The organism is Microcoleus sp. bin48.metabat.b7b8b9.023, from assembly GCF_013299185.1.
Lineage (GTDB): Bacteria > Cyanobacteriota > Cyanobacteriia > Cyanobacteriales > Microcoleaceae > Microcoleus.
In genome coordinates, this window is sequence record NZ_JAAFKG010000041.1 from 13,261 (window position 1) to 29,692 (window position 16,432).

The 16,432-nt window shown below is 46.5% G+C and carries 11 protein-coding genes and 1 pseudogene; 3 read left to right on the forward strand and 9 right to left on the reverse strand.

Going from position 1 to position 16,432, the window contains the following annotated elements; translation table 11 throughout:
* Positions 1-142: 142 nt before the first annotated feature.
* Positions 143-1,279 (forward strand): RNA-guided endonuclease TnpB family protein, encoded by a 1,137-nt coding sequence (locus tag QZW82_RS21355; RefSeq protein WP_293152453.1) that lies wholly within the window; start codon positions 143-145, stop codon positions 1,277-1,279.
* Positions 1,280-1,481: 202 nt separating this feature from the next.
* Here QZW82_RS21355 and QZW82_RS21360 read toward each other — a convergent pair whose 3' ends face one another.
* From QZW82_RS21360 to QZW82_RS21395, 8 genes and pseudogenes are all read right to left on the reverse strand, one after another.
* A complete protein-coding gene (locus QZW82_RS21360) occupies positions 1,482-2,048 on the reverse strand; it encodes a diheme cytochrome C (protein WP_293152456.1) in 567 nt (188 codons plus the stop codon).
* A 73-nt stretch (positions 2,049-2,121) separates the two neighbouring features.
* Entirely contained in the window at positions 2,122-3,030 is a 909-nt protein-coding gene (locus QZW82_RS21365; protein ID WP_293152460.1) for an MBL fold metallo-hydrolase, read from the reverse strand.
* Between the two features lie 550 nt (positions 3,031-3,580).
* Positions 3,581-4,093: an inorganic diphosphatase gene (locus QZW82_RS21370; RefSeq protein WP_293152463.1), complete on the reverse strand. Its 513-nt coding sequence runs from the start codon at positions 4,091-4,093 to the stop codon at positions 3,581-3,583.
* On the reverse strand, positions 4,078-4,323 hold the full coding sequence (locus QZW82_RS21375; protein WP_293152466.1) for a hypothetical protein: 246 nt from the start codon (positions 4,321-4,323) through the stop codon (positions 4,078-4,080). Before QZW82_RS21375 ends, QZW82_RS21370 begins: the two co-directional genes overlap by 16 nt.
* A 19-nt stretch (positions 4,324-4,342) precedes the next feature.
* Positions 4,343-5,728: pseudogene (locus QZW82_RS21380) on the reverse strand (serine/threonine-protein kinase).
* An 8-nt stretch (positions 5,729-5,736) separates the two neighbouring features.
* Positions 5,737-7,104 (reverse strand): serine/threonine-protein kinase, encoded by a 1,368-nt coding sequence (locus QZW82_RS21385; protein ID WP_293152469.1) that lies wholly within the window; start codon positions 7,102-7,104, stop codon positions 5,737-5,739.
* A gap of 428 nt (positions 7,105-7,532) precedes the next feature.
* Positions 7,533-8,078, reverse strand: coding sequence for an inorganic pyrophosphatase (locus QZW82_RS21390; RefSeq protein WP_293152472.1), 546 nt, complete (start codon positions 8,076-8,078; stop codon positions 7,533-7,535).
* Between the two features lie 422 nt (positions 8,079-8,500).
* Entirely contained in the window at positions 8,501-11,719 is a 3,219-nt protein-coding gene (locus QZW82_RS21395; protein ID WP_293152475.1) for an adenylate/guanylate cyclase domain-containing protein, read from the reverse strand.
* A 255-nt stretch (positions 11,720-11,974) separates the two neighbouring features.
* Between QZW82_RS21395 and QZW82_RS21400 the strand changes: the two genes are divergently transcribed.
* Positions 11,975-12,226, forward strand: coding sequence for a hypothetical protein (locus QZW82_RS21400; RefSeq protein WP_293152478.1), 252 nt, complete (start codon positions 11,975-11,977; stop codon positions 12,224-12,226).
* A gap of 760 nt (positions 12,227-12,986) precedes the next feature.
* On the opposite strand, the gene recN is transcribed toward QZW82_RS21400, so the two are convergent.
* A complete protein-coding gene (recN, locus tag QZW82_RS21405) occupies positions 12,987-14,744 on the reverse strand; it encodes a DNA repair protein RecN (protein WP_293152481.1) in 1,758 nt (585 codons plus the stop codon).
* 26 nt (positions 14,745-14,770) lie between these two features.
* On the opposite strand from recN, the gene QZW82_RS21410 reads away from it, so the two are divergent.
* Positions 14,771-16,132, forward strand: a complete 1,362-nt coding sequence (locus QZW82_RS21410; RefSeq protein ID WP_293152484.1) for a TAXI family TRAP transporter solute-binding subunit — start codon at positions 14,771-14,773, stop codon at positions 16,130-16,132.
* Positions 16,133-16,432: the final 300 nt, after the last annotated feature.

Below are 16,432 nucleotides of genomic sequence, written 5' to 3' on the forward strand. Positions count from 1 at the left end.
CTTTTTCTGAGGACTAAAGTCTTCACTACCAGAAAATTGGGATTAGAGCCTCCCCCTTCTAGGGGGAATTTCTCCATATTTCTGGAGAGAATAGAGAGTTTCTATGATAAATGTGTTATCATAGGAACAGGAGGAAACAAAGATGCTCGTTCTCGAATTCAAGGCTTACGCAAAACCAGATCAATTCCAGGGAGTCGATGAAGCGATTAGAATTTGTCAATTCATTCGCAACAAATCGATCCGACTGTGGATGGATGGTGATGCTAAATCTTGGTTCGATCTTTCTAAATATTGTGCGATTTGGGCAAAAGAATTTGACTTTGCCAATAAGTTAGGTGCGATGGCCCGACAGGCTAGTGCGGAAAGAGCATGGGCTAGTATTTCTCGATTCTATGAAAACGTCAAAAAAGGCATTAAAGGCAAAAGAGTTGGGTTTCCTAAATTCCAGAAAGACTGTCGTTCTGTTGAGTACAAAACTAATTCTTGGAAGCTCTCATTCGATAGAAAATCAATCACCTTTACCGATAAGTGTGGAATTGGCAGACTGAAGTTAAAAGGTACTCGCGATCTTAATTTCTATCAACCAGACCAGATTAAAAGGGTACGGTTAGTTAAACGAGCAGATGGATATTATGTCCAATTCTGCATTCAAGTAGACCGATTAGAAACTGTTCCAATGACAGGAAAAACAATTGGATTAGATGTGGGCTTGAAAGAGTTTTATACTGATTCAAATGGTGAAATGGTTGATAATCCGAGATTTCTGCGTAGAGGTGAAACGCGGTTGAAACGTGCCGGGCGTCTTGTAAGTCGGAAAGTCAAGGGTGGGTCAAATCGCCGCAAAGCTAGAGTGATTTTAGGTAAGCGACATCTCAAAATAAGTAGACAGCGTAAAGACCATGCAATTAAGCTTGCCAGGTGCGTAATCACATCAAACGATGTAGTAGTTTATGAAGATTTGAGAGTGTCTAACATGATTAAAAATCATTGTCTGGCAAAATCAATTAGCGATGTTTCTTGGTATCAGTTCAGAGTGTTCTTAGAATACTTTGGGAAAGTGTTTGGTCGGATTACCATCGCGGTAAATCCTGCATACACCAGTCAAGAATGCAGTAATTGTGGGGAAGTCGTTAAAAAATCTCTATCCACTCGAACCCATGCTTGTAAGTGTGGATGTGAAATGGATAGAGATCGTAATGCCGCAATTAATATCCTTAATCGCGGGATAGGTACGACGGGGCACGTCGGAACTTCTGTACTCGATACAGTAAACGCTTAGGGAGATTGGATCTCTGGATCTGGTGCAGCAATGTTCTTGATTTAAGTCCGGTCTAGGATCTAAGAATCACCGTCGCTTGGGCGCGGTGAGTGTCAAGAACATATTTTACACGGTTTGATCGTTCAGACTTTAGCCCTCATTTCAGTGGTTCGATCGCCCAGACTTGAATTCTGATTTTCCTCAATCAAGAACTTAAGATTCCTTACGGGGAATTTTCCCACTCAGGGGTAAGCTGGCGGAAATTGTATTTAGACGCGCCGGGGTGACAAGTAACGCAACTGCTGATATTTGCTGGTTGTGGCAGCTTGACTCTGGGGTGCAAAGCTTTGAAATAGCGAGAGCTCGCGACTCGGTAAGCTAGTTCTTCGTCTTTGCCTTCGGGCCGGGAAAAAGTTTGCAGGTAATTCCACACTAGCAACCGGGGCGGGTCTACTAGGAGTTTCAATGTTTGTCCGTAGTGTTGGGAATCTTGCAACAAGCGACGCCAGGTTTCTGTTGGCAATACTTGCGGGGGTAAGCCGATGTGACAGGTGGCGCAGTTTTCTAGGTAGAGTTGCTGTCCGAGTTGATAGCGTTCGGGGATGCGATCGACATTGCCATTATCTTCAATAGCAGACACTTGAGCAAGTCGCGCTGGAGTGTTGGAGCTCGCAGTCTGGGCTGCCACCCATCCGCCTCCTGTACAGCAGACAATTATCAACACCAGCAATGTTGAGTAAAGCCCCCGCAAGCCACGAGAGCGATACTTGGGGGGAGTTTCGTGATTCATTCTGTTTCTGCGTTCTGCCTGCTAATTTCTGCGGTCTGGAGGAGTTTTTTCCCAGCCCGCATGGATGGGTTTTCTAGATCACTGGTATGCTCATGCCTTCGCGGGCCAAGCAGCTATTGGCGAATGCTGCCTGCACGTCTGCTTCGACGCGATCGAGAAAATTGTCGTCGTGACCCGGATCGTGGTGAAACATCACGATCTTTTTGACTCCCGCAGCTTTCGCTATTTCTACTCCGGCTTGCCAAGTTGAGTGTCCCCAGCCGACTTTTGGGTTTTTGAAGTCGTAATACTCTTCGTTGGTGTAGTTGGCGTCGTAAATCAGCACGTCTGCGTCGCGAGCTAGGTGTACTACATTTTCGTCCAGCCGATCGGGAAAATGCTCTGTATCGGTGCAGTAGACCGCCGTGTGTCCCTCCCAGGTGACTCGATATCCGATCGCAGTATTGGGGTGATTGAGCAGGGCCGTTTCGACTTTCACATCGTCGAGTTCGAGAATATCCCCTGGCGTCAAATCGTTAAATTTGAGGTCTGACTGCATCACCTGGATGGGGACTGGAAAATTGGGGTGGTGCATTTGATCGGCAAGACGCTGTTTGATTGTAGTGCCGTTGGGGGCGATCGCTCCGTAAATGTGAAAGCAGTTCCCCGGGATAAAGGCAGGAGTAAAGAATGGAAATCCTTGAATGTGATCCCAGTGAGTGTGGCTGAAAAACATATGGGCTTCGACCGGCATTTGTCGCAGCAGGTTGAGGCCCAGAACTCGCAGACCGGTGCCACCATCAAAAATCAGGCGTTTTTTCCCCAAGCGCATTTCTACGCAAGAGGTATTACCTCCGTAGCGAATTGTTTTGCTGCCGGGGGTGGCGATGCTGCCCCGCACGCCCCAAAACTGAACGACAAACTCGGTCAAAGGACTATTTTCCATACTGGCTTTCTGATCGGAAGGCTCTGGAGTGGTTTGAGAGGGTGCGGAATCTGGCATCTTTTTTAGGTTTGGGCGCAGGAACTTGGGAGTTGAGATCTTAGTGTTTAGTTTTTAGTGTTTTGTTTTTAGCAATCCGTACTATAAAACGCTTTATAGGAAACTATCCGAGTACCAAACTCGGAAATCAGACTTACCGAACACTTGGGTTGTTAGAAGCCTCAACCTGTGCGCTATCGGTTGCTGTAACAGATATCACGCTTTAGAGACCATTTTTGCACCCTGTGGGCTGCCCGGCGTGCGGAACTGTCCTGAGATTAAGATAGCGTTGATGTCAGTATTCGGGTAAATTTTCCTCAAAAGTAGAACGCACTCGCCCGCTTGCTGAGAATTTGCGCTTAATCTTACTCTATGACTAGGATTTTTTTCAAGATTGTGCCGGGGGTGGCTCTTTGAGGAATCCCGTTCCGGTGACTGGGGATTCACCAATGATTTTAGATTCTAGCCACCCCCCTCCTCGACTGCACGTCCTAGACGTGGATCGGTTGCATTAAGTTCGGCTTCCTGAATTGTTACTCGGGTTGCAGTCGAGGATGCAGGCGCTTGGAACCTATTTGCGATCGGCTGCGATGCACTTTTCGACTAACGGCATTACTAGATCGACATCTTGCCAACCCAGAATTTCGGTCACTTTTTTCTCCAAATTTTTGTAGGTTCTAAAAAATTCGGCTATTTCGTCCAAGCGGTGTGGGGCTACGTCTTTGAGGGACTTATAGTGAGCGTAACGGGGGTCTTTGTCGGGAACGCACAGCAGTTTTTCATCTCTGTCGCCTCCGTCGATCATTTCCAGCATTCCGATCGGGCGGGCCGCGATGATGCACCCTGGAAATGTGGGCTCGTCCATCATTACCATGCCGTCGAGGGGGTCACCGTCATCGGCTAAGGTGTTGGGTATGAAGCCATAGTCGCAAGGGTATTGCACTGAGGCATAGAGCACGCGATCGAGTGCAAAAGCTTGCATCTCTTTATCAAACTCGTATTTGTTTTTGCTACCGGCGGTAATTTCGATCAGGACGTTAAGCAGTCCTGGTTTCGGCTGTGCCGGAATTAGCGATAAGTCCACAATAATATCTCCACGTTAACAGACGATCGGGGATGAGCGCTAGTTGCCAAACCCCTTTGATAGCATTTTACGGGCGATCGGGATCGATGCTGCACCAGATTGAGAGAAAGCCTGGACGGGCGGGACGCCCATCCCACTGAAGATATACCGGACGGGCGGGACGCCCATCCCACAGTTTGACAGGGGAATGCTTTGTTTGGGCGATCGGCAGATATTTTCAGTCTTAGCATTCGATCGCTACGCGGAATCTCATGTTTTTACAATAATGATTTTCAATTTTAACCACTGACTGAGTTCACTTGCTAACCACTCGATTTCTGATGCACTTAGTCCTTGCTTTTTTCCTAGTTTATATTTTGATTTTCCCGATGTAACAATTATCTGAGAAGCTTGGTATCCTGCAATCTTTTCAATTTCTAAGCGACAAATATCCTGTCTGGGGGAAGAGCGACAATAATTCCATTTCAACCCGAACAGATCGCCGCTATAGGATATTTGCTGGCGATCGATTCTGAGATGCAATTCCCGAAACATTGCAAACAAATACATTATTACACCCACTATTAAAAATCCTAATATCGTCACCCAAAATTTCCTATCTGGTAGACTGTCATAAGTGCTCCACAATCTGAGAGTCGCAGCAACTTCCGTCGCAAACAAGAAAACTAAACCAAAACCGACTCCTTTTGGCGGAATTACAATCTCGATCGACTCAGCATTTTTTGCTAATTTAATCTCGCTACCTTGCGGCTGCAATGCCCTAATATTTTTAGATATCTGGCGGGGATTTTTGAGCGATAGCAATGCTTCCTCAGCCGAAGATAACCGTTTATCCAAGCTAGGTTCTGTCATCCACTCCAGCCAATCGATTAAATCTGGGTTAAGTTGGGATGCGCGATCGGCAAATTGAATTTTCAAATCCTGCTGCGACATTTCCGTGGGATGCAAACCCGTTACCAAATAAATCAAAGTTGCACCTAAACCGTACAAGTCGGAAGCCGGAACCGATCGCCCACCAAATTGTTCCGGTGCCATATATCCATAAGTTCCTACTACTGTAATTGTGCCGCCAAATTTTGCAGCTTGGTTCTGCACTGAACCGAAATCAACTAAATAAACTTGTCCGACGGAGTGACCGGATCGGCTGTGCAGTAAAATATTGCTGGGTTTAATGTCGCGATGAATAACAGGCACTTCTTATTCGTGCAAATAAATCAAAATTTCTAACAGCGATTTAGCTAATTCTTTGACCTCGCTTTCGCTAAAAGTACGTCCAGCTTTTAAATGCTCTTCTAAAGTTTTCCCCTTTACATAAGTCTGTACCAGGGCAAAGTTTTTACTGTCTAATTCGTCAATTTCCAGGTAGTCGAGGTAGCGAGGAATTGCTGGGTGATCGAGTGCCTTTAAAGTTTCCGATTCCCGTTCAAATAGCTTGAGGTCTTGCCATTCAAAATCGCTACCAAGAAATAGCTGTTTGATAACAACTAACTCTTGAGTTTGCAAATCACGAGCCCGCAGCGTTTGGCGACCTGTTTGTTTTCCCAGTTGCCACTGCACTTCGTAGCGTTCTGCTAATACTTTCGCCGTCATGTTTTTTACCTTAATTTTGGTTCTATTATGTTCTATAAATCGCATAATTTAGATTACAGTCCACTTTCTTGTTGATACCACCGGGCAAAAAGCTTGCTGCTTATCCCCATTGATATTCCTGCAATTAGCGACGGCGCAAAAATGAAAAAAATTCGATCGTATAATGAGGGTGTATATGAGTGTAGAGAAACATCATAATGAATCATAAAACTTGCGAAGAAAAAGGAAACCACTTTCCCCGGATCGAATACAATAAAAAATCCCAGGCTTATCAAAGTGCAGATTCCTGTACCGATCGCAGTTATAACCTGTCGGTTAAGTTTGGGATTAGTTAGGGGATAAAAATACAATCGCGTCACAATTGCGATGATTATTCCGTTTAAAAATCCCAGCAGCAATCCGAGGAAAATACCGAGAATTCCTCCGGCTATTGTCCCGAAAATCGGAAAAAAAAAGGTGCCGTAAATTGCTGCACAAGCTCCTACAGATACAGTTCCTGCCCCGATGCTGCGCCAAATCGCATCGCAGAAAAATTCGCCAGTATCCACCCTTCTTCCCTGTCTCAATGCCAGGGAATATTTATCTATTTGCTGCGGTTTTTCGAGAACTTCTTTTGCAATCTGGACTGAGGCGGGACGGCGCTCTAAACTGGGATGCGTCATCCACTTCAACCAGTTGGTAAAACCGGGACTTAGTTCGGTAAATTGCTCGAATTCAATCTGCAAATCTTGCTGTGGTAAATCGGCTGGATGCTGCTTGGTAATTAAGGCGATTAATGTGGCTCCCAATCCGTATAAATCGGAAGCGGGAACTGCTCTCCCGCCAAATTGTTCGGGCGGCATATAGCCGTAGGTTCCGACAACGGTGACTGTTTTTCCCTGTTGCGTGGCTAGGGTTTGAACTGCACCGAAATCGACGAGGTAGACTTCGCCGACGCTGTTTCCCGATCGATTTTTGAGTAAAATATTGCTCAGTTTAATGTCGCGGTGAATCACCGGGGGCTGTCGCTGGTGTAGGTAGGCGAGGATGTTTAGTAATGCTGCGGCTAATTGTTTGACTTCGTTTTCGCTGAAAGTGCGGCCGTCTGAAAGATATTCTTGGAGGGATTTGGCTTCGATGTAACTCTGAACTAGGGCGAATCCTTTGCGGCTGGGTGTGTCGATTTCAAAGGAGTCTAGATATTGGGGAATTGCGGGATGCGATAGGGATTTTAAGGTTTCGACTTCTCTCTCGAACAGTTTTAAGTCTTCCCAGTTAAAGTCGCTGCTGAATGAGAGCAGTTTGACTACTACTTGCTGTTGGGTTTCTAAGTCTCGGGCGAGCAGTGTTTGCCGTCCGGCTTGCTTGCCGAGTCGCCGATCGCACTTATACCGATTTCCTAATATTTCTCCTAACAAATCCCCGATGTTTTGTCCGCTCATGTTCACCTGCCACTGAAGCGATTGAACCCACCTTAGCTGGCCAAGCTGCAATTGTCTGCACTTGTTTAAGCGATTTAGATCGAACCTGGTGGTATAGCGGTTCTCACAAAGATGAGGTACGTTGTTGGGCTTCAGCCCTCTTTGTCTGGGTGGTTTTGTAAGCTGTCAGTCATACCTCATCTTTTTGAGAAAGGCTATATCGCAATTAATATTACCCACACTCAGGAAACGGCACGTCCAGTTTCCCTAGGATCGATCGGGCTAGGGAAACGGCATTGCCGTTTCCTCCTAGCGAGCTCAGAGTGATTGTTTTGGAGTACGAACGCCGCACGATGCCTTGTCCGACATTGCTACGGCAAAAAACTTTTTTTTGCCAAAGAACCAGCGCCTTTAAACACCATAAAAATGCCCCTGATTCAAGCTTAAATTTAACGTTGAATTTGTTTGTAAATTGACTGCACTACATCTAGCATGGTCATGAGTTGGTGCCATTCGGGAGCGTCTGGTTGGTAGCTTTTCGCCCGCTGAGTTTTTAAACTCTGGTGCAATAGATTCAGCAGCGTCTCTGGAGACTGAAACGAGTTATCATCTTCATCTTTTGGGCTGGAGGCTGCATTTTCTATGGTTTCTTTGATGCTTTGTGCCTTATCTGCCAGACTCAAAGCTCTGCCCGCCATGTTTTCTGGCATTTTTGGCCGTTCCGACAAAGACTGGCGGGTCAGTTCTTCGAGCAGTTGGCGGACTTGAGCCACCCATTCGAGATCGTTTACCGAAAACGAATCAGATTTAAACGCTTGTCCCTGCGGTCTTTGCTGAATGCTTTGTAATTTTTGGAGCAGGGGAAGAGACTTTTGAGTGATGTTTTCGGGGATTCTGGGGATATCTGACAGCGAGCTGCGGGCAATCTCTAGCAATAGTTGGTAAACCTGATCTACCGACTCAATATCTCCCGATTGCGAATTCCAATTATCCATAACTGATGCTAGTAGTTTTCTATATCTAAGACTAGAACGTTAGCTTTCTGCTGAAAGCAAGTTGCTTTTAAGAGCCGCCAAAGTTATTAAGACTTACGGGCGCGGGGTAAAAAACCCGGTTTTTGAGTGGATGTTAGGTCGCCTTTGCCCCAGATTTTGCTTAGAAACTGGGTAATGCTGGCGCAAGTCCTAATTGTTTTTTAAGCTCTTCTGAAGGTAGAAGTGCTGTGTTTGTTGTCGCCAAACACCGCACAATGCGGGTATCTGGCGGTGGCGAGGCAAGCGATCCCAAGTCCGGTTATCTAACAATCATACCTGCTGGAGCTGATTTAAAATTGCCCCAACAGGATATTAAGGTTAATTGATTGAAGGGGAGGTGCACTCCCGATCGCGATCGCCCCCGCCCGCACCGGGCGCCGCTGCTATTTGTCTGTGAGATTCCATACGCCGTCCCAGTTTAGTACGTCGGGAGGGCTGAGCTTATATAACCCGCAGCGATCGACGTGCAGTTTAGCTGCCTTGTTTTTGGGTTCAATGTCCAGAACAAGGGTAAATTCGCGTTCTGCGTCTCTAAAAGCTTGCTTGGCTTTTGGTTCTAAGACTTTCTTAAACTCGCTGAGGAGTTTTTTGACGCGATCGAGTCCCAGATTTTCAAATTCCTCCTCTAACATTTCTACAACTGTCTCGGAGGCTTTAATTTTAATTTTAGCCTGCAATAGCTGCCTGATCTGTGCTGGTTTCAGCCTTTTAATTTTAGGATTTGATGGTTCTAAGATGTCTGCTTCCAACAGTTTTTTAACCTCGCCCTCTTGCAAGGATTGAATATCGTCTGCTGATAGCTGCTTGATTTTGGCTTGCAGCAACATTTTGGCTTCATCTTCCGAGAGGTTTTTGAGACCTTCCAATTTCAACAGTTGGATTTCTGGCTGCAACAGCACGATTAGTTTATCTGCTTCAGACAGATTTTTGGGATCGTACTCTGACAGCTTTTTGAGTTGATATAACAACTTCTTTAGTTCGTATTCCAACTGTTCCTCGACACTGTAGGAAAGTTTTTTGATTTCTGTCTCCGGCATTTGGGCGACATCATCTAAGATATTTTTCACCTCACTGTCAGATAGTCTGTGAGTGACTGGCGTCTTGTAATGTTCGCGACCCTTATTATAATGTTCTACAACTTGTTGCTGTTTTTCGGTTAGTGACTTGCCAATGGGCGAGTATCCTTCTTTGATGCCGACGAGTTCGTAAATGATAACTGGTTCGCTTTTGCCTTTGACGGTAATGAAGTCGAGTTCCCGCACGTAGACTCTCTCGTGATAATGTTTGTAGGTATTGTCACTAATAATTAAGTCAGTTCCGTACTGCTTGCTGGCGCCTTCTAAGCGAGAGGCGAGGTTGACGCCATCTCCTATAGAAGTCAATTCCATGCGTTTACTTGAGCCAATGTTGCCACTGACAACTTGATCGGAATGTATGCCCATACCAATACTGATGGGCAACTCACCATTAGCTATACGATCGAGATTGAATTTATCGAGTTCTGCTCGCATTTTCACTGCCGTTTGCATCGCGCACCAAGCATGATCTTCTAGGGGCGCCGGAGAGCCGAAAACTGCCATCAGAGCGTCGCCGATGTATTTGTCGAGAGTGCCTCCGTACTCGAATACGACATCTACCATCACTTCAAAATACTTGTTGAGCATCACCACCACTTCTTCAGCTTGCAATTTTTCCGTAAGTGTGGTATAGCTGCGAATATCTGAGAACAGCACCGAAACTTCCTTGCGCTTGCCGCCCAATCCTGTATCCCCTGAAGCTAACAGCGCTTCGGCTACTTCTGGGGTCATGTAACGGTACATCAAGTTTTTGACTTGCTTGGCGCTGCTAATATCTTCCATGACGACTAACGCGCCGTTGACTTTGTTGGGATCGGTAGCATCGGTCATTGAGTTGATCGAGAGATTGATACTCTGCGATTTTCCTTCACAGGAGAGCAAAATTTGATCGGGGTAATACTGCTGGCGATCGTTATCGTCTTCTGGAGACAAAGACGCATCAAACCACTTGGCAAAATCGCCTTTTTCTAACTTAATTAACTCGCGCAAAGATTGGCCTTCTGCTAATTCTGCCTCGCTGACACCGAGTAATTTTTGGGCGCTGGGATTTGTCGCAACTATATTGCCTTTTTTATCTGTAGAAATCACGCCGTTAGTCAGGGCGTGCAGCATATCTTTTTGTCTTTGTTCTTGCTGTTTGACTTCTGCAAACAGTTTGGCATTTTGCAGGGCCACTCCTGCTTGGATGTTAAACGACTGCATAAAGTCCAGGTCGTTTTTATTGAAACTCGCTTTCCACTGTTCGGGGGCGTGAGGCCAATCTGCCGGGTTGTAGGGCGGGAATTCTCCTTGTCGTTTTTTGTTGACTAACTGCGTAACTCCAATCAATTTGTTGTCGGAGTTAAACACTGGCATACACAGCATACTGCAAGTGCGGTAGCCTGTTTTTTGGTCTGTTTCTATGGCAGTTTTGGCGCGGGGGTCGTCGTACACGTCAAAGGGAATCAGCAGCGGTTCGCCGGATTGGGCGACGCTGCCTGCAAAACCCGCTGTTCTAGGTATGGAAATTTTTGTCAGTATGCCTTCTTTGTTGGGGAGTTTCGTCCACAGTACATCTTTATCTTCGTCGATCAGCCAGAGGGTGCTGCGATCGGCATTCATGAGTTTTTTGGCCTGATCCATGACCCTTTTAAGGGTATCTTCTAAGTCGAGACTGCTCTTAGAAAGAGCGTTTACGGCATTCATCAGCGCTTCGGCTGCCCGCTGTCTCTGGGTTGCTGCGTAGAAAGATTTGGAGGATTCTAGAATTAGGCGAATTGAGGGAGAAAATTCATTAAAAACTCGTTCGTCTTCTTCGGTGAATCCAGCCCTGTCGATTTGTTGGTCTAAACTAGCGTGATTTTGGTGATCTGCTTTTAGTTTGTTAATCAGTTGAACGACTGCTACTAACTCCTCTGTTTCTTCCTTTAGCAGGGGCATTGCCAGCATTGTATAAGTGCGGTAGCCCGTTTTTTCTTCAACTTTTTTGGCGTTAGCCGATCGCGAGTCGTTGTAAAAATCGTAAGGGATGTTAACCACTTTTTTCTCGGTGGCTACTTCTCCGGCGATGCCCACGTGGGCGGGAACTCTGATTTCTATGCTGTTGCCATTTTCGTCTTTAGCGACTTTCGCCCAGAGTTCATTTTTGTCGTCATCTAATAAAAATATCGTAGTGCGATCGGCATTGAGCAATTCCCCTGTTTTGAGGGTAATCGACTGCAACATATCGTTGAGGATAGCGTCAAATCCCTCGCTCTCCAGGATGTTATCGAGCATTCCCAGGGTTTGATTGACAACCTTAAGTTTTTCTTCTACTTCCTTAACTGCTGCTACGGAACTTTCCTTATTTAGGTGAGCAAGAATGTTTGTGACTCCTTGGCGCGGGATAATTGCACTGCTGCTGGTAGGGGCAGGGGCAGCCACACGTTCGGGTTCGGGAGGAGGCGTAGGGGTAGAGTAGGGTTGATTATTTTCACTGCTGATAGGAGTGACATCTATCACGTTGTCGAGAGAAGAGTAATTTGTGGAAGATGCAGGAGGATTCATAGACCTTTACAGAAGCTTAAGTGTAAGGGTTAGTCTAAGCTAGGACAGCGGGCAAGTTCATCTTTTGAGTCAGACAGGTCGCACAAGACTCAAGTAGGTGTGAAACTATTTCCCAGTTTACAGAAGTCCGAGCCTAGAGCAAGGGAGGTTCAGTTGGCATTGCTGCTCAACTGCTAGTAATACGGTAAAGCCACGGTGTGATTGCTGGAATCTTTTTAGAGATTGTGAATGGTGTTTTAATGGTTTATCGAAAATTTGGGTCTAAAACCCCGTCGTTCTACGACGGCTTTTGGTAGAATTGTACCAGTGGTAAAGGTAATCAACCACTTAAAAAACCTTGCTGTCGAAAGACGAAGCGCTGAACAAGAGACAATTGAATCTATGCGGTTCTGCTGCATTGTTCTAGCTTCCTCCTGGCAGCAGGTAAAAGATTCACAGGAACACTGGCGATCGGGTTTTGAAGCATATTTGTTTCAAGGTAAACAGGACTTGCAGCAATGCAACTAGGGTAGGGCATACCCGAAGTAACGCTTGGGGAGAGTTTCACCTCTGGCGCGAGACAACGCAAGGAATCTAGGTTAAGTGATCTCGGTGAGCCAAGAATCTCCGTGCGTTCACGCCGGAGAGTGTCAATAACTGATTTTGGCATTGTGCGCCCGCTTGAATTAGGTTTGCCCTGTTGCAGAGATCGCCCGCAGGAACAGGAATGCGTGTTGCGGGACTGCTGAAAAAGGGATGGCATTGTAGGACTAGCCGCAATTGTGACACCACCAGTTGTTGGTGATGTGTGCCCTTCTGTACACAATTGTGGTTTTTAACTAGAATTTCTGTCAATTTTACTGCTATACCCTTGAACGCCTAGACTAAAGTCAGGGGCTGTGAGCTTTTTTTGTAAGATTTGCGGTTGTTATTTTCAGTGTAACCTCCGACTCGGAAAAAAAGTCCGCCTTTTGACCCCCCGATCGCCCGGAGGGTCAGATTAAGTTTTGAAGAACTGAGTTTGACTCCGTTCGATCGTCGGTTGTCCGTTGCAGTTTTTTTGCAGTTTTGGGCATTGAAACTGGTTTTTTAACTCTCCATATTTCCTTCAAACCGTTTGGGAGACTCGGAACGGTGAGTAAAAGGAAGAGCAAGAAGACTTTCGTTATCGATCGCCATGAAGTCAGAAGACATATACAGCAAGCTCGATCGCGATTCATATTTTACGTCAAGTTAGGTGGATTTACTGACAACAGTATTTTCGATTGGCGATTCGGGAGCAATGCTGCTACTTTGAGGGTTTGGCGGACTGACTTTGGCGCAATCCGGCGGCTTCGACGAGTAGTGATTCGGCAAAGGCGATCGCCTCTGTGGCCGATCGACCGCTGGCGAGTTGGGCGAGCTCTTCCCGGCGCTGCTGGCTGTTGAGAACGGCAACTCTGACTACAGTTCGTTCGCCCGATTCGGAGTTGGCTGCTTCGCCGATAGTTGATTCTGCTGCGATCGTCTGTTTGTTGACGCGAAAATGACAATCAGCCATCGCGGCGATTAGCGGCTGGTGGGTGACGCACAAAACTTGGTGTTTGTCGGAGAGTTGATAGAGCTTTTTGGCGATCGCACCGGCGACTCTCCCGGAGACTCCGGCATCGATTTCGTCAAAAATTAGGGTTCCGGCGCTTTCTATTTGGGAAAAACAGGCTTTGATGGCGAGTAGAAAGCGGCTCATTTCTCCCCCGGAGGCGATCGCCCCTAAAGGTTGCAGCGGTTCCCCCGGGTTGGGGCTGAAACAAAAGGCAATTTGGTCGGCACCGGTGGCGGTTGGGCTACAGGGCGAGATCTCGACTTGAAATTGGACTTTTTCCATGGCTAAGGGCTTAAGTTCTCCCACGAGGTGGGTTTCGAGTTTCAGGGCTGCTTCGCGCCGCAGGATGGTGAGGTGGCTGCAAGCATCTTTTAATTGCTCTAGAGCGGTCTGATATGCGAGTTCTAAGGCTTCCATTGACTCGCCTCCTTTTAAAAGTTCGTTTAGTTCGTTTTGGATGCTGTGGTAGTAGGCGATCGCTTCTGAGAGCTGCCCGTATTTGCGGCAAATTTGTTTGAGTTCGCGAATCCGATCTTCTACTTCTTCGAGTCTTTCGGGATCTGCTTCTAATTGTTCGCCGTAGCTGCTAATTTGGCTGCTGGCTTCTGTGGCTTGGGCTAGGGCGTCGCTGACCATTTCTAAAATTGGTTGCAACTGGACATCGTAGACTACCATGTCGTTTAAAATTTCCTCGGCTTTGCTCAACAAGTCGGCGGCTGAGGCGCTATCGCCGTCGTTTTGGTAAAGGGCCTGGTGAACTCGGTAACTCTGCTGCTGCAATTCGACGACGTGGCCCAGACGGATTGATTCTTGTTCTAGCTGTTCGAGTTCCCGGCCGTCTTCGATGTGGGCTTCGCTAAGTTCTCGGACTTGGTATTCTAACAAATCCAGTCTTTGCAGCCGCTGCTGTTCCGACTGACGCCTGCGGTTGAGGGCTGTTTTGGCGCTGGAAGCCCCCAGCCAAGCGGCGGTGATTGTCGATCGCGCTTGAGTGAGTTTTTTACCACCGTACAAATCCAGCCATTCTCGCTGGAGAGTTTCTTGGCCGAGGTGGACGGTTTGGCCTTGGGCCGTAATTTCCACAAGCCGATCGCGCAGTTGCTCCATTAACTGGCGGTTGACGAGAATTCCGTTCAAACGCGATCGACTCCGCAAAGCACCGCTAGATACGTTAATTTCCCGGCTGCAAACGGCTAAATTGCCATCTATGGGTTCGATTTCTTGCTCGCCCAGCCACTTGGCGGCGGATGAGTCTAATTCAAAGGTAGCTTCCAATATTGCCCGCGTTGCTCCGGTGCGAATCGATCGGCGATCGACTTTCCCGCCCAAAACTGCATCGATCGCATCTAAGATAATCGATTTGCCAGCCCCGGTTTCCCCTGTAAATACGTTCAAACTCGGGCCAAAGTCTAGATCCAGGCGGTCAATTAGGGCAAAGTTTTCTATTCTGAGGGATAGTAACATGGGGAATTGGGAATGGGAATGGGTAATTGGGAATTCTAATTTTCAACTACAATACTTGTAATTTTGCCATTATCGATCGAGTCTCAACATCAATGCAAAGTAAATTACTGCTGCCCGTTGCTCTCTTAAGCTTTGTCCTGATTGGAGCTTTTGGCTGGAAGCTTCACCAAGACAAGGAGCGAGTCTATCAATTTACACTGGCCACGGGAACAAAAACTGGGAATTATTACCCTTTCGGACAGGCACTTGCTGATGTCGTCGCGAAACACAATCCGCGCATCCGCATTCAAGTTATTGAAACTCAAGGTGCTGAGGAAAATATGCGGAAGCTTGAGTCGAATGAGGCTCAGTTAGCGATCGTACAAAACGATACGGCTGCGGTACCTTCTGCTCGGGTAATAGCTTCGTTGTTTAAGGAGGTTTTTCATTTAATTGTTTCCGAACAGTCGGGTATTAAAAGTATTTCAGATTTAAAAGGAAAAAAAATTGCACTGATGGCTAAAGGCAGCGGTTCCTACAGTTCTTTTTGGTTTATGAGCGAACATTATGGTTTAAAAGAACAGGATTTTATATTTACTTCAACTTCTTGGACAGAGGCTAATAAATTATTTAGTAATGGAGATGTTGATGCTATTTTTAGGGTACTGCCTCCCGGCAGCAGTTTGGTTAAAGATTTGCTGCAAAATACCGAAGGAAAGCTAGTGCCTATCGACCAAGGATCTGCCATGAAAATCAGATTACCTTATTTGGAAGCCGATCTGATTCCTAAGGGTACTTACAAAGCAGATCCGCCTGTTCCCGATGCAGATTTGGCGACCGTGGGAGTGCAGGCTACTCTGTTGGTTCGGGAGGATGTCGATCCGGAGATCGTGCGAGAAATTACGCGGATTTTGTTTGAATACCGCCGCCAGTTGGTAGCTGCTAATTCGCTGGCGGCAATGATTCGTCAGCCTGGAGCGAATGGCGGTTTAGCTTTGCCCCTACATGAGGGCGCTCAGGCTTATTACGATCGCGAAAAACCGGATTTTTGGGCTGCTAATTCCGATCTTATGGCTTTATATTTATCTATCGGAACGCTTTTCGCCTCTTGGCTTTGGCAGTTGCGCTCGCGCTTTGTAGAAAAACAAAAAAATCAAGCCGATCAGTTTAATTTGGCGATTTTAAGTTTGATTCAAAAAATTCGTCAAGCGAAAACTTCGCATGAAATTGATTTGTTGCAAGAAGAGTTATTTGAGATTTTTAACCAGGTGATTGTAGATTTGGACGAAGATCGGATTGATTCTGATTCTTTTCAATCTTTTACTTTTACTTGGGAAACTGCTATAAGAATTGCGCGCGAGCGAGAAAAGATGTTGCGGGAGTTGCGGCTGGCTTCGGATAGTGTGTGATTGATTGTGATAGACATATAGCCTTTACCAAAAAGATGAGGTATGTTGTTGGGATGGGAGCCCTCTTGAAATTTGTGACATAGCAAGTTATACCAATTTCGGTAAATATAAGGTATGTTGTTGGGCTTCAGCCCCAAGAGCGCTTGCATCGCAACTACGTACCAAGAAAGGTATGTTGTTGGGCTTCAGCCCCAAGAGCGCTTGCATCGCAACTACGTACCAAGAAAGGTATGTTGTTGGGCTTCAGCCCCAAGAGCGCTTGCATCGCAACTACGTACCAAGAAAGGTATGTTGTTGGGC

Coding starts and splice junctions, on each gene's coding strand:
- QZW82_RS21355 (WP_293152453.1), top strand. CDS start 143: ATGCTCGTTCTCGAATTCAAGGCTTACGCAAAACCAGATCAATTCCAG.
- QZW82_RS21360 (WP_293152456.1), bottom strand. CDS start 2,048: ATGAATCACGAAACTCCCCCCAAGTATCGCTCTCGTGGCTTGCGGGGG.
- QZW82_RS21365 (WP_293152460.1), bottom strand. CDS start 3,030: ATGCCAGATTCCGCACCCTCTCAAACCACTCCAGAGCCTTCCGATCAG.
- QZW82_RS21375 (WP_293152466.1), bottom strand. CDS start 4,323: ATGCTAAGACTGAAAATATCTGCCGATCGCCCAAACAAAGCATTCCCC.
- QZW82_RS21385 (WP_293152469.1), bottom strand. CDS start 7,104: ATGAGCGGACAAAACATCGGGGATTTGTTAGGAGAAATATTAGGAAAT.
- QZW82_RS21390 (WP_293152472.1), bottom strand. CDS start 8,078: ATGGATAATTGGAATTCGCAATCGGGAGATATTGAGTCGGTAGATCAG.
- QZW82_RS21395 (WP_293152475.1), bottom strand. CDS start 11,719: ATGAATCCTCCTGCATCTTCCACAAATTACTCTTCTCTCGACAACGTG.
- recN (WP_293152481.1), bottom strand. CDS start 14,744: ATGTTACTATCCCTCAGAATAGAAAACTTTGCCCTAATTGACCGCCTG.